Source organism: Paramicrobacterium agarici (genome assembly GCF_002563955.1).
Lineage (GTDB): Bacteria > Actinomycetota > Actinomycetes > Actinomycetales > Microbacteriaceae > Paramicrobacterium > Paramicrobacterium agarici.
The window spans coordinates 2,990,333-3,010,195 of sequence record NZ_PDJE01000001.1; the positions used below are offsets into that span (position 1 = coordinate 2,990,333).

20 protein-coding genes are annotated in these 19,863 nt (G+C 66.0%); 9 read left to right on the plus strand and 11 right to left on the minus strand.

Going from position 1 to position 19,863, the window contains the following annotated elements; all coding sequences use genetic code 11:
• Positions 1 to 759: a succinate dehydrogenase iron-sulfur subunit gene (locus tag ATJ78_RS14595; RefSeq protein WP_098408908.1), complete on the plus strand. Its 759-nt coding sequence runs from the start codon at positions 1 to 3 to the stop codon at positions 757 to 759.
• Between the two features lie 76 nt (positions 760 to 835).
• On the opposite strand, the gene ATJ78_RS14600 is transcribed toward ATJ78_RS14595, so the two are convergent.
• The gene (locus tag ATJ78_RS14600; RefSeq protein WP_098408909.1) at positions 836 to 1,534 is read right to left on the minus strand and encodes a haloacid dehalogenase type II; all 699 of its coding nucleotides are present in this window, start codon (positions 1,532 to 1,534) and stop codon (positions 836 to 838) included.
• 69 nt (positions 1,535 to 1,603) lie between these two features.
• Positions 1,604 to 2,566, minus strand: a complete 963-nt coding sequence (locus tag ATJ78_RS15810) for an FHA domain-containing protein (RefSeq protein WP_141897283.1) — start codon at positions 2,564 to 2,566, stop codon at positions 1,604 to 1,606.
• Between the two features lie 154 nt (positions 2,567 to 2,720).
• Between ATJ78_RS15810 and ATJ78_RS14615 the strand changes: the two genes are divergently transcribed.
• From ATJ78_RS14615 to ATJ78_RS14630, 4 genes are read left to right on the plus strand one after another with little or no spacing between them, the layout of a single operon-like run.
• Complete coding sequence (locus tag ATJ78_RS14615) at positions 2,721 to 3,860, plus strand: YihY/virulence factor BrkB family protein (RefSeq protein ID WP_169923475.1); 1,140 nt, start codon at positions 2,721 to 2,723, stop codon at positions 3,858 to 3,860.
• A gap of 42 nt (positions 3,861 to 3,902) precedes the next feature.
• On the plus strand, positions 3,903 to 4,754 hold the full coding sequence (locus ATJ78_RS14620) for an exodeoxyribonuclease III (RefSeq protein ID WP_098408913.1): 852 nt from the start codon (positions 3,903 to 3,905) through the stop codon (positions 4,752 to 4,754).
• Between the two features lie 43 nt (positions 4,755 to 4,797).
• Positions 4,798 to 5,802, plus strand: a complete 1,005-nt coding sequence (trpS, locus tag ATJ78_RS14625; RefSeq protein ID WP_098408914.1) for a tryptophan--tRNA ligase — start codon at positions 4,798 to 4,800, stop codon at positions 5,800 to 5,802.
• On the plus strand, positions 5,799 to 6,560 hold the full coding sequence (locus ATJ78_RS14630) for an HAD family hydrolase (protein WP_098408915.1): 762 nt from the start codon (positions 5,799 to 5,801) through the stop codon (positions 6,558 to 6,560). The genes trpS and ATJ78_RS14630 overlap by 4 nt, the downstream gene beginning before the upstream one ends.
• Before the next feature lie 137 nt (positions 6,561 to 6,697).
• Here the strand turns inward: ATJ78_RS14630 and ATJ78_RS14635 are convergent, their stop codons facing one another.
• The 7 genes from ATJ78_RS14635 to ATJ78_RS14665 form a co-directional block, all read right to left on the minus strand.
• The gene (locus ATJ78_RS14635) at positions 6,698 to 7,726 is read right to left on the minus strand and encodes an NAD(P)-dependent alcohol dehydrogenase (RefSeq protein ID WP_211288474.1); all 1,029 of its coding nucleotides are present in this window, start codon (positions 7,724 to 7,726) and stop codon (positions 6,698 to 6,700) included.
• Between the two features lie 38 nt (positions 7,727 to 7,764).
• Positions 7,765 to 8,568 carry a DeoR/GlpR family DNA-binding transcription regulator gene (locus tag ATJ78_RS14640; RefSeq protein ID WP_245836345.1) on the minus strand — a complete coding sequence of 268 codons (804 nt, stop codon included), beginning with the start codon at positions 8,566 to 8,568 and terminating at the stop codon, positions 7,765 to 7,767.
• Between the two features lie 80 nt (positions 8,569 to 8,648).
• Entirely contained in the window at positions 8,649 to 9,623 is a 975-nt protein-coding gene (locus ATJ78_RS14645; protein WP_098408917.1) for a D-ribose ABC transporter substrate-binding protein, read from the minus strand.
• Positions 9,624 to 9,668: 45 nt separating this feature from the next.
• Positions 9,669 to 10,763 carry an ABC transporter permease gene (locus ATJ78_RS14650; protein WP_098408918.1) on the minus strand — a complete coding sequence of 365 codons (1,095 nt, stop codon included), beginning with the start codon at positions 10,761 to 10,763 and terminating at the stop codon, positions 9,669 to 9,671.
• Entirely contained in the window at positions 10,760 to 12,307 is a 1,548-nt protein-coding gene (locus tag ATJ78_RS14655) for a sugar ABC transporter ATP-binding protein (RefSeq protein WP_098408919.1), read from the minus strand. Before ATJ78_RS14655 ends, ATJ78_RS14650 begins: the two co-directional genes overlap by 4 nt.
• Positions 12,304 to 12,957 (minus strand): DUF2291 family protein, encoded by a 654-nt coding sequence (locus ATJ78_RS14660; protein WP_098408920.1) that lies wholly within the window; start codon positions 12,955 to 12,957, stop codon positions 12,304 to 12,306. The genes ATJ78_RS14655 and ATJ78_RS14660 overlap by 4 nt, the downstream gene beginning before the upstream one ends.
• Before the next feature lie 74 nt (positions 12,958 to 13,031).
• Positions 13,032 to 14,069, minus strand: a complete 1,038-nt coding sequence (locus ATJ78_RS14665; protein ID WP_098408921.1) for a zinc-dependent alcohol dehydrogenase family protein — start codon at positions 14,067 to 14,069, stop codon at positions 13,032 to 13,034.
• A gap of 283 nt (positions 14,070 to 14,352) precedes the next feature.
• On the opposite strand from ATJ78_RS14665, the gene ATJ78_RS14670 reads away from it, so the two are divergent.
• The 3 genes from ATJ78_RS14670 to ATJ78_RS14680 are packed head-to-tail and all read left to right on the plus strand — an operon-like array spanning position 14,353 to position 17,334.
• Positions 14,353 to 16,077, plus strand: coding sequence for a dihydroxyacetone kinase family protein (locus tag ATJ78_RS14670; RefSeq protein WP_098409418.1), 1,725 nt, complete (start codon positions 14,353 to 14,355; stop codon positions 16,075 to 16,077).
• Between the two features lie 33 nt (positions 16,078 to 16,110).
• Complete coding sequence (locus tag ATJ78_RS14675) at positions 16,111 to 16,569, plus strand: ribose-5-phosphate isomerase (RefSeq protein WP_098408922.1); 459 nt, start codon at positions 16,111 to 16,113, stop codon at positions 16,567 to 16,569.
• Positions 16,570 to 17,334, plus strand: a complete 765-nt coding sequence (locus ATJ78_RS14680; RefSeq protein ID WP_098408923.1) for a triose-phosphate isomerase family protein — start codon at positions 16,570 to 16,572, stop codon at positions 17,332 to 17,334.
• Between the two features lie 33 nt (positions 17,335 to 17,367).
• Here ATJ78_RS14680 and ATJ78_RS14685 read toward each other — a convergent pair whose 3' ends face one another.
• Both ATJ78_RS14685 and ATJ78_RS14690 read right to left on the minus strand, forming a co-directional pair.
• Positions 17,368 to 18,225, minus strand: coding sequence for a phosphogluconate dehydrogenase C-terminal domain-containing protein (locus ATJ78_RS14685; protein ID WP_098408924.1), 858 nt, complete (start codon positions 18,223 to 18,225; stop codon positions 17,368 to 17,370).
• Positions 18,222 to 19,022, minus strand: coding sequence for a sugar phosphate isomerase/epimerase family protein (locus ATJ78_RS14690; RefSeq protein ID WP_098408925.1), 801 nt, complete (start codon positions 19,020 to 19,022; stop codon positions 18,222 to 18,224). The genes ATJ78_RS14685 and ATJ78_RS14690 overlap by 4 nt, the downstream gene beginning before the upstream one ends.
• A gap of 86 nt (positions 19,023 to 19,108) precedes the next feature.
• On the opposite strand from ATJ78_RS14690, the gene ATJ78_RS14695 reads away from it, so the two are divergent.
• The gene (locus ATJ78_RS14695; RefSeq protein WP_098408926.1) at positions 19,109 to 19,843 is read left to right on the plus strand and encodes a FadR/GntR family transcriptional regulator; all 735 of its coding nucleotides are present in this window, start codon (positions 19,109 to 19,111) and stop codon (positions 19,841 to 19,843) included.
• Positions 19,844 to 19,863: the final 20 nt, after the last annotated feature.

A 19,863-nucleotide genomic window follows, 5' to 3' on the forward strand; every position in this document is an offset into this window, starting at 1 on the left:
ATGTCGCAGGTGGTGGAAGAGGCGCCGGTGTCGAACGACCCGACGCAGACCTTCACGGTGACGCTCATCATCCGCCGTTTCGATCCGGATGCCGATACCGAACCGCACTGGCAGGACTTCGACGTCGAGATGCTCCCGACCGAGCGCGTTCTCGATGCCCTGCACAAGATCAAGTGGGAGGTGGACGGTTCTCTGACGTTCCGCCGCTCGTGCGCCCACGGCATCTGCGGGTCTGACGCCATGCGCATCAACGGCCGCAACCGGCTCGCATGCAAGACGCTCATCAAGGACCTCGACGTCTCAAAGCCCATCTACATCGAGGCCATCAAGGGGCTTCCGCTCGAGAAGGACCTCGTCGTCGACATGGAGCCGTTCTTCGAGTCGTACCGCGAGGTGCAGCCGTTCCTCGTCGCCAACAGCAAGCCGGGCGCAGGCAAGGAGCGCACGCAGTCCGTCGCCGACCGCGCGCGCTTCGACGACACCACGAAGTGCATCCTCTGCGCGGCATGCACGTCATCGTGCCCCGTGTTCTGGACCGACGGTCAGTACTTCGGCCCGGCGGCGATCGTCAACGCGCACCGCTTCATCTTCGACTCGCGCGACGACAACGCGCAGGTGCGCCTCGACATCCTCAACGACAAGGAGGGCGTGTGGCGCTGCCGCACCACGTTCAACTGCAGCGAGGCGTGCCCCCGCGGCATCCAGGTGACCAAGGCCATCGCCGAGGTCAAGCAGGCGATCATGCGCGGCAAGCCGTAGGCTTTCTGCTCCCCGCTCCAGAATTGGGCCGGCGTTCTCGGAATTTCGAGGGCGCCGGCCCGTTTGTGTTGGACGGTCAGCGGCGTCGCACACTCTCGGTGAGTGCAGAGATCAGCTCGTCCAGACTGCGAAATTCGCCGTCGAAGATGTCGGATGCTGTCGGAGGATCGCCCACGGGCCGTTCGACGTACGCGGTGCGCATTCCGCAGGCCTGTGCACCGCGAAGATCCCACGCGTGAGCGGCGACCATGAGAACGCGCTCCGGCGCGACGCCGGCCACATCGATCGCGAGACGATACACCTCTGCGGCCGGTTTGTACGCCTTCACCGCATCGCTCGAGAGAACCTGGTGCCAGCGCAGTCCCGCGTGCGCATTCAGCTGAAGCAGTGCCGCGGTGCTCGCATTCGACAGACCGAGAACGGGGTAGAACTGCGCAAGACGACCGAGGCCTGAGGCAGCATCCGCCCAGGGAGGCAGCCGGTGTCCCGCCCGGGCAAGCCGCTCGCGCACCGCGAGATCTGAGACGCCCATGCGGTCGGCAACACGTGCTGCGGCCTCGCCGTCGACGACGTCGGTGTCTGCGTACGGCCGCTCACCGCTCGCCATGGCGGATTGCGCGGTTTCGACGTGCTGCTGCCAGAGCTGCACGTGCGCGTCGATGTCGCCCACGGATTCGGACGCCTCGCGGATCGCCTGCCGAATGCCGCGCGGCTCATCGACCATCGTACCGAGAACGTCGAACACCACGACGTCAATATCTCTGAGCTGCGCCATGCGGCCTCCGTTCCCTGTCACCAGACGATCGTGGCATACCCACGACGCACGGCGCGCACGCGAGGCGGGTCAGCGAAGCGGAACCCCGGGCATGACCTCGATCACGTTGCCGTCGCCGAGGTCGATGAACGTTCCCGCCGCAACGGCAACAGACTCCCCCGGCGCCATGCGACGCCAGTGTGCGCCCGGCTCCATGACCGACGTGCCGTTCGTCGAGCCGAGATCCGACACGACGACGGCGTCGCCGATCTGGCGCAGATCGAGATGCGTCGCCGACACGGTCTTCGTCGGCGACAGCAGCGGAACAAGCCGCGCCTCGCCGCCCGAGACCACGCGAGGGCTGCGCCCATAGCGGTGCGGAAGATCGAGGGCAAACGCCTGACCGCCGTTCACGCGGTAGCCGAACATCATCGTCGGGCGCGTGTGCGGCACGTCGGCGAGGCGAACGGGACCGGTGAGGGTGTTCGCACTGGGAACGTGCGCCACCGTCTGGCCATCGTGCGCGTCGTCGTGCGAATCGAGCAGAACCGAGCCCGGCTCTCCCGAGCGCTGGCTCGTGGATGCTGTCGCCTGCGCGACCTCGCCGATCGCGACGTCGATGCGCGATGTCGCCACGACTCCCGCGCCGAGGGGGAACTGCGGCGTCTCAGCATCCGCCCCGATCGCAATGTGCGACACGCTCTGAAGATTCGTACGCAGCCACGGCGAACTGCCCGTGGGTGCCACGTGCCGAGGAGCGCCCGCCGCCGCGACGTCGAAGCCGATCGGCCCGTTGACGAGGGCGTGGAACGCGGCGCCGTCTGCCCGCTCGACGATGTCGCCGATCGCGACGAACGCGAGCTGCCTGCCCGCGGACTCTGCGGGGATGCTTCCGATGAGCGACTCGAAACCGGTACCGGCGGAGACCTGGCCCCACAGCTGATCGACAAGACCCGGATCGGTGCGGGAATCGAGAGCGACGAGTGTGCGGTCAGAGGCGATGACGATCGTCGAAGGGGATGCCGAGCGGGCGTACTGCAAGCGTACGACCACGATGAGTCCCCTTTACTCTCGAGCATCCGGCGCTGGTTCCGCCGAGCACCACCATTCTTTCGCAGTTCGGCGCCGAGCGCGAGTCGCAGCGCCACAATCTCGCAACACCACGGGCCAGCCGCCGTTCGCACTCGCACGCCGCTACGCTGACAACGTGGCCGCCCTGTTCTCCCCTCGCGACCCCGACGTGCCCGCGTCGGGCGATACTCGAGGAGCAGGCAGGCCGGGCAGCCCGTGGCTCATCAAGCCCGCCGACACGGTCACCCGCATCGGAACCCGGCTGTCACGCAACCGGCTGTATCGCGTCGTTCAGCACTACCTGTGGGAAGACGGCAACCTCATGGCCGCGGGCATGACCTTCTACGCGGTCTTCGCGGTCTTCGCGGGACTCTCCGTCGGATTCTCCATCACCGGCGTCTGGTTGTCCGGCAACGAAGAGCTTTCTGCGTCGCTCATCGAGATCATCAACACGGCTGTTCCCGACCTCATCGGCGGAGAAGGCCATCTCATCGATCCGGAGCAGCTGTTCAACATCTCGCTGTACGGCTGGTTCGGCGCCGTCGCCCTCATCGGGCTGTCGTGGACCGCGACAGGATGGATGTTCTATACCCGGCAGGCTGTTCGCGCGATCTTCCAGGTGCCGCGAGACCCGCGCAACTTCTTCGTCAAGAAGCTCTGGGATCTGGGAATGGCGTTCGGCATCGGGCTGCTTCTGATCGTCTCGGCCGCCATCAGCATTGTCGGCACGCAGCTGCTCGTGTGGTTCGACGAGCTGCTCGGGCTCGGACCTGACTCGTTTCTCGTCGGAGCAGGCGGCTCGGTGCTCGGCGTCGTGATCTCGCTGCTCATCAACGCCGTCTCGCTCACCGTGATGTTCCGGGTGCTCTCACGGCTTCCGATTCCGTGGCGAACGCTCTCTGTCGGCGTGCTCCTCGGCAGCGTCGTGCTCGCGGGGCTCTCCGTGGCGAGCGGACTCTTGCTCGATGGCGCAGGGCGTTACCCCGTTCTCACCGGATTCACCGTCTTCGTCGCCCTTCTGCTGTGGTTCAACCTGGTCAGCAGGGTCATTCTGCTCTCGGCGTCGTGGATCTCGATTCAGCTGGCCGACAACGACGTCAGCCTGCACACGCCGTCTGACGAGGAGCGTCGCGAAGCGGTTGAGCACGCGCGGCGGATCGTCGCCGCCGCCGACGTGCGCGAGGCTCGCGAGCAGCTCGACGACGCACGCGGGTTCTTCGCCCGGGCGCGCGCGAGACGCAACCTGAAGAAGGTCATCGAGCGCGTACGGCGCTGACGCGGCATCCGGCTGTCACATGCTCAACCTAGAATGGAGGGCATGGCGAATCAGACCCCGTTCCGCATTGCATCCGTCAACGTCAATGGCATTCGTGCCGCCTACCGCAAGGGAATGGGCGAGTGGCTCGCCGAACGCGGCGTCGACGTTCTCGCGATGCAGGAGGTGCGCGCACAAGACGAGCACGTCGAGCAGCTGCTCGGCGAAGGCTGGAACATTCTGCACCACGAGGCCTCCGCAAAGGGACGCGCTGGCGTTGCCATCGCCAGCAGACTCGCTCCCGTCGCGCATCGCGTTGAGCTCGGCGACCACGACTTCGACAGCGCCGGGCGCTGGCTCGAGGCCGACTTCAAGGTGGGCGGACGCACGCTCACCGTCGTCTCGTGCTACGTCCACTCGGGCGAGGTGAACACGCCAAAGCAGGTCGAGAAGTACCGCTTCCTCGACGCCATGACCGGGCGGCTGCCCGAGCTTGAGGCGCACTCCGATCTGGCCGTGGTCGTCGGCGATCTCAACGTCGGTCACCGTGAGCTCGACATCAAGAACTGGAAGGGCAACCGCAAGAACGCCGGCTTCCTCGTCGAGGAACGCGCCTACTTCGACCGGTTCTTCGGCCCGAACGGCGAAACCGTCGAGGGTGTCGACGGAAGCACAGGACCCGGACTCGGCTGGGTCGACATCGGCCGGGCATGGGCGGGCGAGGTCGACGGGCCGTACACCTGGTGGTCGCAACGCGGCAAGGCCTTCGACAACGACACCGGCTGGCGCATCGATTACCACGCCGCCACCCCCGCCCTGGCCAAGACGGTGACGAGCTACGCGATCGACCGTGCTGGCTCGTGGGACACGCGATGGTCCGACCACGCCCCCGTGGTCGTCGACTACGCCATCTGACCGCATCGCAGCATCCGCCATCTGCTTTTTGAAGGACACACTCATGACCAAGCCCCGGCTCTATTCGGGCATGCAACCCACGAACGATTCGCTGCACGTCGGCAACTACATCGGCGCACTCGTGCAATGGAGAAAGATGCAGGAGGAGTACGACGCGTTCTTCTCGGTCGTCGACCTGCACGCCATCTCTGTGCCGCAGAACCCTGCCGAGCTGCGCGAGAAGACGCGCCGCACTGCGGCTCAGTACATCGCGGCGGGCATCGAGCCCGAGAAGTCGACGCTGTACGTGCAGTCGCACGTTCCCGCTCACGCGCAGCTCGCGTGGGTGCTCAGCAGCATCACGGGCTTCGGCGAGGCCAACCGCATGACGCAGTTCAAAGACAAGTCGTCGCGGTACGGCTCCGACGCCACGAACGTCGCCCTGTTCACGTATCCGATTCTCATGGCCGCGGACATTCTGCTGTACCGGACAGAGGCCGTTCCCGTCGGAGACGACCAGCGCCAGCACGTTGAGCTGACCCGCACGCTCGCGGAGCGCTTCAACTCGCGCTTCGGCGAGACCTTCGTCGTGCCCGAGGCGACGATTCCCGCCGACAGCGCGCGCATCTACGATCTGCAGGACCCGACGTCGAAGATGTCGAAGTCGGGCGAGTCCCCGCAGGGCATTCTGTGGCTGTTCGACGAGCCGAAGGCCATGCAGAAGAAGATCATGCGCTCGGTCACAGACAACGACGGCGTCGTGGCGTTCGACCGCGAGACGAAGCCGGGCGTCTCGAATCTCATGGCGATCTACTCGGCGCTCACGGGCAGCACGGTCGAGCAGGTCACGGCGGAATTCGACGGCCGCGGCTACGGCGACTTCAAGAAGGGCGTCGCCGAGGCCGTCGTCAGCGAACTCGAGCCCGTGCGGGCACGAGCACTCGAGCTGCTCGACGATCCAGCAGAGCTCGACCGCCTGCTCGCCGTCAACGCCGCCCGAGCCAACGAGGTAGCCGAGGCGACGCTTGCCGACGTATACGAGAAGGTCGGCTTCTTGGCGGGACGATGACGCGCTTCGCCCTCGCCCTCTTCGACCTCGACGACACGCTCCTCGACCATCGCAGCGCTGTCGTGCGCGGCATCCGCTCGCACGTTGATGCGCTCGGTTCGCCGTACTCCGACGGACGGATCGATTCGGTCACGCTGTGGCACGAGCTCGAAGACGCGCACTATCACCGGTATCTCTCCGGCGAGCTGACGTTCGCCGAGCAGCGGCGCACACGCGCTGTCGCCTTTGCCGATGCTCACGGTGTCGCGCTCACAGACGAACTCGCCGACCAGTGGTTCGACGATTACTTCGTGCACTATCGCGAGAGCTGGACGCTGTTCGACGATGCACTCCCCTGCCTCGACGCGGTGGCCGCCGCCGGGGCGCAGATCGGCGTGATCACGAACGGCGATCCCGACTTTCAGCAGGTGAAGCTCGAGCGAACGGGGCTCGAAGGCCGGTTCGCGCACGTGGTCGCTTCGGGAGCCGTTGGTGTGGCCAAGCCCGACCCCGCGATCTTCACAGCGACGTGCGACCGCTTCGGCGTCGACCCCGCCGATGCGCTCTACATCGGCGACAGGCTCATGACGGATGCTGTCGGCGCCGCGCGCGCCGGACTCACAGGAGTGTGGCTCAACCGCTTCGGCGATGACCTGCCCGAGGGCGCTCTCGGCCACGGCTCGGGAACGGATGCTGCGCCAGAGCGCATCGTCGAGGACAACGGCGTGATCACTGTATCGTCACTCGGCGAGCTGAGCGCTCTCGTCTCCGGCCGCTGAACGCACGTGTGCCGGCGCAACCTGAGGCTGCGCCGGCACACGTCGGCACGATACGACGCTCGCTCGGTGGAGACTCCTCGGGGCCTCCGTCGCCGTGCCCGGCCGGTGCGAAGCCGCATCCGACCCGAGGTCTGTCGTCAGCGCTGCGGCGTGACGATGGATTTGAGGGTGTCGGACCGACCCGTCGATTCGAGAGCCTGCTGCACCTCGTCGAGCGGGAATCGACCCGTGACAAGGGCATCGAGGTCGACCTCGCCTCGCTCGACGAGGCCGATCGCTGTCGGCCACGTGTTGGCGTAGCGGAAGATCCCGGTCACGATGAGCTCGTTGTTCTGAATGGTCGTGACCGGCAGCGGAATCTCACTCGCACCCATGCCGACGAGCACAACGGCTCCGCCGGGGCGAACCTCGCCAAAGCCCGAGCGCACCGCTGGCGCGGCCCCCGATGCGTCGACGAACGCGTCGACGTCGAGTCCGAGCGAGCCGACGGACTCCGCGGACGGGTCGATGACTCGTGTGGCACCGAAACGCAGCGCCTGCTCACGACGGGCCGCGTCGAGGTCGGTAACGATGATCTCTGCAGCGCCGTAGGCCTTCGCGACCTGCGCGGTGATGATGCCGATCGGGCCGGCACCCGTGATGAGCACACGTGAGCCGACCGTGAACCCGGCCTTGCGGGCGGTGGCGACGGCAACCGAGAGCGGTTCGAGAAGCGCAGCGGCCTCAAGGCTGACCGAGTCGGGAACGGTGTGCGCGAAGTGCGCCTGAATGACGGCGTACTCGGCGAACGCTCCGTCGACGCCGGGTACCGCGTAGAACTCCATGGCCGGATCGAGGTTGTACTGACCCGCCATCGACTCGCGCGACGTCGGGTCTGGACGCTGGGGCTCGATCGAGACGCGCTCTCCGACACGGTTGGCGTCGACGTCGGAGCCGACGGCGACGATCACGCCAGCCGACTCGTGTCCCAGAATGAGCGGCTCGTCGACGACCCAGTCGCCGAGGCGCCCTTCTTTGTAGAAGTGCACGTCGGAGCCGCAGACGCCGACGGCTTCGATGCGCACGAGCACCTGATCGGCGTCGGGGACGGGAATCTCGCGCGACTGCACCTCAAGCGACGTTGCTGCCGTGAGCACGCTCGCACGCATTCGACCGGTTTCCGACATGATGCTTCTCCTGATTTCTCGACGGCTGTGTGCCGCCGCTATTCGTCTGTTGACTCCGCCGCCGCGACGACGACGCCCACGTCTTCTGAGCGCAGCCGCTCAACCTCGTCCGGGTCGGTCGCCGCATCGACGATGACGACGTCGAACTCGCGAACCGAGGCGAGTTCGTGCAACGCCCTGCGGCCGAACTTCGTGTGGTCGAGCATGAGCACGCGCACGGCGGCCGAGTCGATCATCGCGCGCTTCGTGTCGACGGTCTCGAGCGCCTGGTAGTAGATGGTGCTGCCGATGAGCGACGGTGCCGAGATGAAGGCGATGTCGCTGCGCAGCTTGGTGATGGCGTCTGTCGTCATGCGCCCCATGAACGACGTGCACCAGTTGTGGTAGCTGCCGCCGAGCCCGATGACCGTGATGCCCCGCAGCCCCGTGAGCATGTTCATCGCGGTGAGCGAGTTGGTGATCACGGTGAGCGGCGCCTTCTCGACGAGCAGCGGAATGAGGTGGTGCACGGTCGTCGAGTCGTCGATGAAGATCGACTGCCCCGGTTCGACGTAGTCGAGAGCGGTCCTCGCGATCGATTCCTTCTCGGCGCGCGCGAGGCCCTCGCGGTACATGATGCTCGATTCGACGAGCGTCGAGGCCAGTGCGGTTGCCACTCCGCGAGACTTCCGCAGGATCCCCCGCTCCTCGAGGTCATCGAGGTCACGGTGAACGGTCATGAGGCTGATGCTGAAGCGTTCGGCGAGCTCTTCGATGCGCAGCGCTCCCGCTGCCATGACAGCATCCGCTATCGCCTTCTGCCGTTGCGCCCGCTTGCCTGTGCGCGGTTGCGTTTCGGTCACGATGCCCCCTGAGAGTGGAACCCGCTGAGGGCCGGGACGGAAGGTCAGGTCCCCCGGCCCTCAGCGAGATTGATACGGTGTCAGCCTTCCAAACTGAATTCTGTCACCTGGTCGGCGTTTTCCTCAGTGATGAGCGTGCAGTCGAATGCCTGCTTCTCAGAGTCGACGCCGGTCTCACCCGTTGTCAGGTAGCTGTCGATCTGGTCGACGACGGCCTTCGAGAAGTCGACGACCGGCTGCAGCACCGTGTACGCGAGCTCACCGTCCACCACGGCCTGGATGGCCTCGGGCGATCCGTCGAATCCGCCGACGACGACGTCATCGAGCTTCTTCGCCTGCTTGAGCGCGGCGATCGCACCGAGCGCCATCTGGTCGTTGCCCGAGATGATTCCCTTGATGTCCGGGTGAGCCTGCAGCATCACCTGGGTCTTCTCGAATCCCTTGTTCTGATCCCAGTCAGCGGTCTCCTGCTGAACGAGCTCGAGGTCGGGGTACTGCTCGAGGACGCTCTTGAAGCCCTCGGAACGCACGACGGAGTTGGAGTCTGTCGACTCTCCGACGAGCTCGACGTACTTTCCTTCGCCGCCCATCGCCTTGACGAACTGCTGGGCGGCCAGAACGGCGCCCTGCGCGTTGTTCGACACGAGCTGCGACTTCGCGATTCCGGCCTCGTTGATCTCGGCGTTCACGAGGAACACCGGGATGCCGGCATCCTCGGCCTTCTGCACGTTTCCGATCGACGAGTCGGCACCCGCGGGGTCAAGAACGATCGCAACGGAGTCGTTGCTGATCGCGGTGTCGATCAGGTCGCTCTCCTTCTTGGGGTCGTAGTCGTGCGACGAGATCTTGGCTGTGTAGCCCTTCTCCTCCGCAGCATCCTTGACCGTCTGTGCCTCGGTGCTCCAGAACGGGTTGTCGAGGGGCGGCGTGATCACCGAGATGAGGCCGCCCTCTGTCGACTTCGCCTCTTCTTCTGAGGAGCCTGAACAGGCGGTCGCCGTGAGTGCCACGACGGCCCCCATGGCCAGCGCCATCGCTGCCTTGCGCAGATTCATTGTGTTCCTTTCGTTGGATGTGATGCGGTCACGTGTGCCGCGGGGTCAGGAGGAGGATGCTGCCGCAGGTGCACGCGGCGACACCGCCTCCTTCTTCTTCGAGGAGCGCTTTGTCTTGACTTCGACGGCGTTGAGCATGACGGCCAGCACAATGACCGCGCCCTTGAACACCATCTGCCAGTACTCGGAGACGCCGACGATCACGAGGCCGTCGCCGAGGAAGCCGATCACGAACGCACCGAGCAATGTGCCGCGAATCGTGCCTTTTCCACCCATGAGCGATGCTCCGCCGATGACGACGGCGGCGATGGCCGTGAGCTCGTAGGAGTCTCCCGCCTGCGGGGTCGCGCTCGTGAGCTCAGATGTGAGGATGAGTCCCGCTGCTCCCGCGAACAGGCCGGCGAGCACATAGACGCTTACCTGCACCTTCTTGACGGGGATGCCGGAGAGCGCTGCCGCGCGCTCGTTGCCACCCGACGCGTACAGCCAGCGGCCGAACGGGGACTTGTTCAGCACCATGCTCATGATCGCGGCGATCACGATCATGACGATGACGCCGATGGGAATGATCCAGATCGAGTTGAAGCCGACCCAGTTGAACCCGGTGTTGCCGAGCGCCTCTTCACCGCGGAGCTTGGGGAACGTGCGGCCGTTCGTGATCAGCAGCGCGATTCCGCGCACGACGTACATCATGCCGAGGGTGGCGACGAACGGAGCCACCTTGAACCGCGCGACGAGCATGCCGTTCACCCAGCCGACGGCGGCACCGACGGCGAGGGAGATGAGCACGACGACCCAGACGGCAGGGTACGCGATCGCCTCTGTGAGCGGCAGATCGACCCCCTGCAGCAGGTACCCGGCGACAACCCCCGAGAGCGCGACCGTCGACCCGACGGACAGGTCGATGCCCGCGTTGAGGATGACCATGAGCATCCCGATCGCGAGAATCGCGTTCACGGCGACGTGGCGGGTCATGACGATCAGGTTGTCAACCGTGAAGAAGTTGTCCGAGAGGAACGAGAACACGATGATGATGACGAGAAGGGCGATGAATGCGCGCCCCTCAAGCAACACCTGACCGATCGTCATTCCTTCGGGAAGGAGCCCCCGCTTCTTGGGAGCTGTTTCCGTGGCGTTCATGAGAGTGTTCCGTTCGTTTCTTCGACCGCCTCGCCAGACGCGGCCATGATGTCTTCTTTCGTCGCCTCAGACGAGTGGAATTCGGCGACAACAGAGCCCTTGCTCATGACGAGCACGCGGTTCGCGACGCCGAGGCACTCGGTCACCTCAGAGGTGCTGTAGAGCACGGCGAGACCGTCTTTCGCCATTTCGGCGAGCAGATGGAAGACCTCGGTCTTCGCGCCGATATCGATTCCGCGGCTCGGCTCGTCGAGCAGGATCACCTTGGGGCCGGTCTGCAGGATCTTGCCGATCACGACCTTCTGCTGGTTTCCGCCGGAGAGTGAGGTGATGGGTGCGCGCGGCCCCGCGGTCTTGATGTGCACGTCGGCGATGCTCTTGAGGTTGCGCTTGTGCTCTTTCTTGTCGTCGAGCCACGACGCTTTCGAGATCGCGGGAAGACTTGCGAGTGAGAGATTGCGGCCGACGGACAGCGCCTGGATCATCCCGTCGCGCTGCCGGTCCTCTGGCACAAGTGCGAGGCCCGACGCGATGCGGTCGCCTACGGAGAGTCCCGCGAGGTCGTCACCGTCAACGGTGAAGTTCCCCTCGACAATGTCTCCCCTGCCGGCAAGAGCCTCGAGCAGCTCTGTCCGTCCGGCCCCCATAAGCCCGTAGATGCAGACGATCTCGCCCTTGCGCACCTGCAGGTCCACGCCGTAGACGGCCAGGCGCTCCGGGTTGGTGGCGTCAACGACGCTGACGCCGTTGACGTCGAGGGCGACGTCGCCGAAGCCCGCCTCGTCCGGCGGTGTGCCGAGGTCGAACTCGGCGCCGACCATCTGCCTCACGATCCACGGCAGGTCGACGTTCGATACCGGCTCTGTCGCGACAAGCTCGCCGTCGCGGAAGACGACGCAGTAGTCGGAGACCTGCAGCGCCTCCTCGAGGTGGTGCGAGATGTAGACGATCGAGACACCGTCTGCGCGCAGATCGTTGATCACCTTGAACAGCACGTCAACCTCTGAAGCACTCAGTGCCGACGTCGGCTCGTCCATGATGAGGATGCGCGCGTCTTGCGACAGCGAACGCGCGATCTCAACGATCTGCTGCTGCCCGAGCCGGAGCTCAGAGACGCTGGCGCGCGGGCTGATGTCTTCTTCGAGCCGGCTCATAAGCTCGGCGACGATCTTCTCTTCTGCGGCGTAATCGACGGTTCCCGCTGGAGTGCGCAGCTCTCTGCCCATGAAGATGTTGTCGCGCACGTTGAGGTTCGGTGCGAGACTCAGCTCCTGGTGAATGATCGAGATTCCGCGGTCTGTCGCCTCTGTCGTCGACGCGAACTCAACCGGCTCGCCGTAGAGCTCCAGGGTGCCGCCCGTCGGCTTCTCGACTCCCGAGAGAATGCGCATGAGCGTCGATTTTCCGGCCCCGTTCTCGCCGAACAGGGTCGTCACCTTGCCGCGATGGATCTCGAAGTTCACGCCCTTAAGCGCACGGGTCGCGCCGTAGGTCTTCGAGATGTTCTGCGCGCGCAGGATCACCTCGTCGGAATGCGCCGTCATTTGCCGACCTCGAGCGAGACGGGCGTCACGACGATCAGCTGAGGGTTGAGCGGCGCGGTGGCTCCTGTGACGGTGACGGTCTTGCCGACGAGGGACTCGACGTCGATCGGGTCGAGCACACTCTCCTTCATCATCTGGTTGAAGACGGCACCGACTTCCTGGTAATCGAGCTGGTTGGTGAACATCGAGAATGACACCTCGCCTGTCGCGTCGCGCAGGGCCGTTCCGATGATGCCCGGGTTTCCGGTCTGGATCGCCGCCTGGGATTCGTCGGGCATGCCCTCGACATCGACGAGCAGATTTCCGGCTTCAGCGTCGTATTCGCTCACGACGCCCGTGAACGACACGGAGTACGTGGGTGACGGGCCATCGCCGACGCCGTACTCTTCTGCGGCAGCGGCCGGGTCGTCGGCGAGTGCCTGCGCGACTTTCGGGAGCTCGACGGCGTTCTCGGTGATGCCGGCGACGATCAGGGATTCGTAGTTCTCTTCGGCGAAGACCTTCGGGTCATTGCCCGACGACGACGCCTCGGCGGCTTCGTCCGGAGTGAGGTACGTGGTTCCGATGGTCCCCATGGCGACGACCGTGATCACGGCGATCGCAGCGATGATCCACGGGGATTTGCGGGACCTCTTCTGTGCGTTCGACACTTGTTGTCTTCCTCTGGCTGGGGGCGGGCGGCCGCCGGAGCATGCTCTCGGCGGCCGCGATGGCGGCCTTTCGGCTAGATGTCGAGCAGAACGCGCGACTCGGTGTCGTTCGGGCGGATCTGCAGCTTGCGGCCGGTGCCCGCGCGGAACTTCTCAAGGGCGCTGGAGTACTCGTCGAGGGTGAACGAGTGGCTGATCATGGGGGTCGGGTTGATCGCGCCTGCCTCGAACATCGCCACGGCGCGGCCGAAGGTGTTGAGCACGGCCATGGTGCCGACGATGTTGATCTCGTCGCGGTACACGCGGAACGGCGAGTAGTGGGCTGTCGCCTCTGCCGGCGCGACGCCGAAGTGCTGGAAGGTGCCTCCGGCCTTGACGCGGGGCAGCGCGTCTTCGATGGCGGGAATGGCTCCCGTGCAGTCGATCACGACGTCCCACTTCTCGATGCCGAGCTCACGGGAGGCATCGTCTGCCTTCGTGTAGGTGTTCTCGACGCCGACGTCGCGCGCGGCCTGCAGGCGGCCCTCGTTGAGGTCGACGACCGTCACGCTCGCGGCACCCGCACGCGGTGCGAGCTGGGCCATGAGCAGGCCCATCGTGCCTGCACCGTAGATGAGGTAGGTCTCGCCCATGCGACGCGGGAGCAGGTCGTACCCGCGAATCGCGCACGCGAGCGGCTCGATGAGCGCGGCCTCGTGAATGTCGGTTTCGGGACGCAGCTTGAATACGTTGGCGCGCGGTGCGGACAGGTACTCAGCCGAGGCACCGTCGCTCGCGACAACGCCGAGGCCGTTCCACGAGCGGCAGAGGTTCTGGCGGCCGTTGAGGCAGAACTCGCACTCGCCGCACGTCGTGCTCGGGTTGATCGCGACGTGGTCGCCGACCGCGATATCTGCGACGTCCGCTCCCACAGCCGTGACGACGCCCGTCGCCTCGTGCCCGGGGATGAGCGGATAGACCGTTCCCTCGAACTCGCCGTCGAAAACGTGCGTGTCTGTGCCGCAGATGCCGACGGCGGCGACCTTCAGCACGACGTCATTCGCACCGGGCTCCGGTGCGTCTACCTCTTTCAGCGCCAGGTTATGTGCGTCTTCAAAAACTATTGCTCGCATGGCCGGTGACCTTCCCGCCGATCGCTCGTGGATCGGCTCACGATCCCGATGGCCGTGGTTCGCGAGGGGTGCTGCCCACGTCCTTGGGGAGTGCTATTCGATACATCTAACGTACCGTTTTATCAGGTACGCCACCGTTCTATCACAAATACGCGCCCTGCGCACCGATAAATGTTAGAACATCCGTGTTAGTTTGTGATTATCGCATTTTGAGTGAGATATTCGAAGTGCGAGAAATCTCAGCGATGGCATGCAAGAGCCGTCTCGACGACGAGGAGTGACGATGACCCGGCTGTGGAACGATCCGGCTGATTTCGCCGATGAGATGGTCGATGGGTTCGTGCGCGCGCACGGACGGTGGGTGCGCAAGGTCACGGGCGGGGTCGCCCGTTCGACGCAATCCGCCGACCCCACAGTGTCGCTCGTCATCGGCGGCGGTTCCGGCCACTACCCCGCGTTCGCCGGACTCGTCGGCCCGGGCCTCGCACACGGTGCCGCCATGGGAAACCTGTTCGCATCGCCCTCGGCGCATCAGGTGGAGTCGGTTGCCCGCGCGGCCGATCAGGGCCGCGGCATCCTCTTCAGCTACGGCAACTACGCCGGGGATGTGCTCCACTTCAATGCCGCGCAGGATGCCCTGCGCGAGGCCGGCATCGATTGCCGTACGGTGACCGTCACCGATGACATCTTCAGCGCCAAGCCGAACGAGCGCGAGAAGCGCCGGGGCATCGCCGGGGATCTCACGGTCTTCAAGACGGCGGGTGCAGCGGCAGCATCCGGATTCCCACTCGACGATGTCGAGCGCATCGCCCGAACCGCCAACGACCGCACCCGCTCCATGGGCGTCGCCTTCACCGGCTGCACGCTCCCCGGCGCCGACGAGCCGCTGTTCACCGTTCCCGAGGGCCGCATGGCGATCGGACTTGGCATCCACGGCGAACCCGGAATCGACGAGACCGACATTCCCACCGCGAACGAGCTCGCCGAGCTCTTCGTCAGCCGGCTTCTCGACGACGCCGAGATCCCCGAGAACGTCACCGTCGACGGAGCGCGCGTTGTTCCCATTCTCAACGGTCTCGGCTCGGTCAAGAGCGAAGAGCTCTTCGTCGTCTACGCCCGCATCGCCGAGCTGCTCGACGAACGCGGCCTAACGGTCGTCGACCCGCAGGTCGGCGAGTTCTGCACGAGCTTTGACATGGCCGGCGCCTCGCTCACGCTCTTCTGGCTTGACGACGAGCTCGAGCAGCTCTGGTCCGCACCCGCCGACACTCCCGCGTACCGCACGGGCAACGTCGATTCAACGGCTCTCACGACGGTGACGACAGAGGATGCCGCCGAGAGCGACGAGCTTCCCGACGCCGACGAGGCATCGGCAGACGTCGCCGCCCGCATCGCGGAGCTTCTCGCCGTGGTGCGCGACGTCGTCGACGAGAACGTCGCCGAGCTGGGCCGCATCGACGCGATCGCCGGTGACGGCGACCACGGAATCGGCATGCAGCGCGGCACGGTCGCCGCAGCCGGTACGGCGGCGTCCCTCGCGGAGAAGCGCGCGGGAGCAGCGTCCCTTCTCGCACGCAGCGGCGACGCATGGTCGGATCGCGCGGGCGGCACCTCTGGAGCGCTCTGGGGCGTGATTCTTCGCACCATCGGCGACCACCTCGGAGACGCCGGCCGCCCCGATGCGGCGACGATCAGCGCGGGAGTGTCCCACGCCGCGCGCGCCGTCATGGACTACGGCAAGGCAGCGGTCGGCGACAAGACCATGGTCGATGCGCTCGTGCCGTTCGCCGAGGAACTGCACCGTGCGGTTGACGCGGGCAGCACGCTGACAGAAGCCTGGACCGACGCCGCACGCGCGGCAACCGAGGCCGCGGAGGCGACGGCCGATCTCCTGCCCGCAATGGGCCGCGCCCGGTCGCACGGCGAGAAGGCGCTCGGCGTGCGCGACCCGGGAGCCGTCTCATTCGCTCTGATCACCACGCGCATCGCGGCCGAGCTCGGTCGCTGATCGAGACACCTGAAACCGAAAGCAGAGGACACCATGACTGGACTGAGAATCGTGGTCGGCGGAGACGACGCCGGCTTCGCCTACAAAGAGCGCATCAAAGAAGACCTGCAGAACGACCCGCGGGTCGCATCGGTGACCGACGTGGGAGTGGATGCCGACAGTCACACGAACTACCCCCACATCGCCGTCGACGCGGCGCGCCTCGTGGCCGACGGCGAGGCGGACAGGGCCATGCTGATCTGCGGAACGGGACTTGGCGTCGCAATCGCCGCGAACAAGGTCAAGGGAATTCGCGCCGTGACCGCGCACGACAGCTACTCCGTTGAGCGCTCGGTGCTCTCGAACAACGCGCAGGTGCTCTGCATGGGTCAGCGCGTCGTCGGAATCGAGCTCGCTCGGCGCCTCGTGAGCGAGTGGCTCGACTACACCTTCGACCCGACCAGCGCGTCGAACGAGAAGGTGCAGGACATCTGCGCCTACGAGGGCGACTAGATGCCCGCCGCGGGGCATCCGATCACACTCGGCATCAGCCTCAAGATGTACTTCGACCACGAGCGCACGCTCTCGTGGTGCCGTGGAGTCGCCGAGATCGCGCGAGCGCATGACGCCGTGCGGTCAGGCAGAGCTACCCTGTTCGCCATGCCCTCGTTCGTGTCGATCTCAGACGCGCGCGACATTCTCAATGGGGCGGCAGAAGTGGGCGCGCAGGACATCGCGGCAGACGACGCGGGGGCGTTCACGGGAGAAGTGAGCGGCCCGCAGCTCGTGCAGGTGGGCTGCCGCTATGCAGAGATCGGCCATGCCGAGCGGCGCACGCTGTTCGGCGAGACCGACGATCTCGTCGCGCGCAAACTCGCCGCCGCCGTGCGCAACGGCATCACCCCCGTGCTGTGCATCGGCGAGGAGCAGCAGCTGACTCCCGCGGCCGCCGCCGAGGCGTGCGCGGAGCAGATCGCCTCGGCAAGCGCCCGTCTCGACGACAGCGCGACGCGCATGATCGTCGCCTACGAGCCGCAGTGGGCGATCGGCCAGGCAGAGCCCGCGCCCACCGACTACGTGCGCGAGGTCGCGCAGCGCTTGCGCGGCACTCTCGACGCAAGCGGTCGGGAGTCCTCGTCCATCCTCTATGGCGGAAGCGCCGGCCCCGGTCTCATCACCGAGATCGCCGACAGCGTCGACGGCCTGTTCCTCGGCCGTTTCGCGCACGACCCGCACGCTCTCGAGCAGATCCTCGACGAGGTCGACGCGCTCGCGTGAGGCTGCCTGGGGCGCACAGGCAGCCTCGCGCGGCTATCTCGCGACGGCGTCAAGCCGCAGCATCCGCGCGAGCACGGTGTCGAGCTCGTCGTCGCGGAACACCTTCTTCCAGTCATCTTTGATGATCGACTCGCGGCCGTAGTCCATGGCGATCAGGCACGCGTCGGAGAACGGATTGTCACCGTTGAGCGAGTTGGCGAGTGCGACCTGCGTATGACCGAGCAGAATCGCCCGCGCGGCAGGCTCGGGAACCCCCATGGTGTGCACGGCCTCGTGCAGCGACTCCTTGAGCAGGCCCCCGATCATGCACGCGATCGTCTCGACGAGCGTCGGCTCGAGCTGCGCGAGCTGCTTGACGGTGACCCAGTGCACGTCGATGACCGGAGCGTAGATGACGCGCACGGCCTCTTCGGCGATCGCCTTCTTCTCAGCATCCTCTGACTCGATGGCCGCGACGACGTCTTGCGGAGCGGCGATGCCGCCGAAGGTGTCGGCGTATTCCTCGGGCGTGTGACGCTCGAGGAAGATCGAGGGGTGGCAGGGGTGGGCAACCGCGAAGACGACATCGTCGCGGGTGGCGAGCAGTCCCGCGTACGCTGCCGCTGGATCGAGCGTCAGGATGACGGCGCCCGGTTTCGCCTGCGGCACGAGCTCTGCCGACACCGCCTGCAGCGCGAGGTCGGGGACGGCGAGCACAACGACGTCTGCCTCGGCGACGGCGTCACTCGCGTCGGTGATCGTGCGGCCTGCCTCGCGCACGCGATCTTGGCCAGCGGGCGAGACCTCGCTGTAATACCCGTCGTGGCGTGACGTCGCGATGTTGTTAGACACTCGCATGCCCATCTTGCCGCCCGCGCCGATCACGGCGATGTTCAGCTGTGGCGTTGTCATGTGTTCATGCTCCTCACGTAGCGCACATTGTGTGCTGTCCATTCGTCCTCAAGCCGGAACGTCGTCTCTGCGTCGCCCTGCCAGGGAAGCCAGTGCTCGATGATCTGGTTGATGCCGCGTTCTTCGGGCTCGATCGCCGCGATCATGCCGGCGTAGTCGAGCAGCCCCTCGCCGAGGGGCGCCCCCGTGAGCGAGAACCCGATCCAGCCCGCGTGGCGGGTGAACGCGAAGTCCTTGATGTGCATGTTCACGACGTGCGGGGCGACGCGCGCGATGAGCTCTGCCGGGCTCTCGAGCGCCGCGACGCAGTTGGCGGGATCGCTGCAGATGCCGAGCCGCGGGCTTCCGATGCGCTCGACGATGCCAACGAGTGTGCTGGTCGGCACCTGCTCGTATGTCTCGAGTGCGATCGTCACCTCGGCTCGCTCGTATTCGGGAAGCACCTCGCGCAGCAGTCCCTCGGCCTCGTTGTCGCCGGGGTGGTCGCCGGCTGTGGCGATCATGGTGCGCACAAGCGTCACGCCGAGAAGCTCGGCGATGTGCAGGAATCGGCGCAGGTGAGCGGGCCGCACTCCTCTCGTTCCCAGTTCGAGGCGGATGCCGAGGCCGTCGGCGATCCGCCACAGCTCACGCAGTTCGGCATCGCTGCGCCGCTCGAGGGGCGGGTAATCGCAGACCTGGAACACGTCGGCGTCGAGATCGCGCGTCTTCTGCAGCATCCTCTCGAGTGAGAGGGGTTCTGTCGCGCGCTCCGACCACTGCCAGAAGAATGCGTACGTGCTGAGTCCGAGTGCCACGTCACTCAGTATCAACCGGTGACGCGAAATAGTCAACCGGTTGACCAAACAGGCGCTTTTGGTCAACCAGTTGCTAGGCTGAGTGCATGCCTGCCTATCCCGGGGACTCCGCAACTCGCATCAGCGCCGAACTCGGCAGCGTGAGCGCGGGCAATTCGGTCCCCGAGATCGCTCGACGCATGCTCGACCTATTCACGAGCGGCAGCATCGAGGCCGGCACGCGCCTTCCGCCAGAACGTCAGCTGTCGGCGTCTCTCGGTGTCGGGCGTTCCGCGGTGCGCGAGACCCTCGCGGCTCTCGAGATTCTCGGCATCGTCGAGATCCGCCCCGGCTCGGGAACCTACCTGCGCGGCAGCGCCTCAGAACTGCTTCCCGAGACACTCAACTGGGGCCTCATGCTGAGCGCAGAGCGCACGACCGAGCTCATCGAGCTGCGCGGCGAACTCGAGGTGTCGGCGGCGACGTTCGCGGCCACGCGCGTGGATGCCGACCAGCTCGCGAGCCTGCGTGCGCACCTCGATGAGATGCGCGCTGGGCTCGACGATCTCCCCCGGTTCATCACGGCCGACGTCGCCTTTCACGTCGCCATCGCCGAGTCCGCGGGCAACACGGTGCTCACGGGAATGCTGCAGTCCGTGCGGTCGATGCTGCGCCTGTGGGTCGAGCGCGGACTTCGTGATCGCACGCAGGCAGAGAAGGCTCTCGCGGAGCACGCCGCGATCGTCGCGGCACTCGAGAAAAACGACGCGGATGCTGCAGCCGCAGCCATGCGCGCACACATGGCGACCGCCGGCGAGCGTCTCGCGTCAGAGACGACGTAGGCTCGCCCGCGCTCTCACGG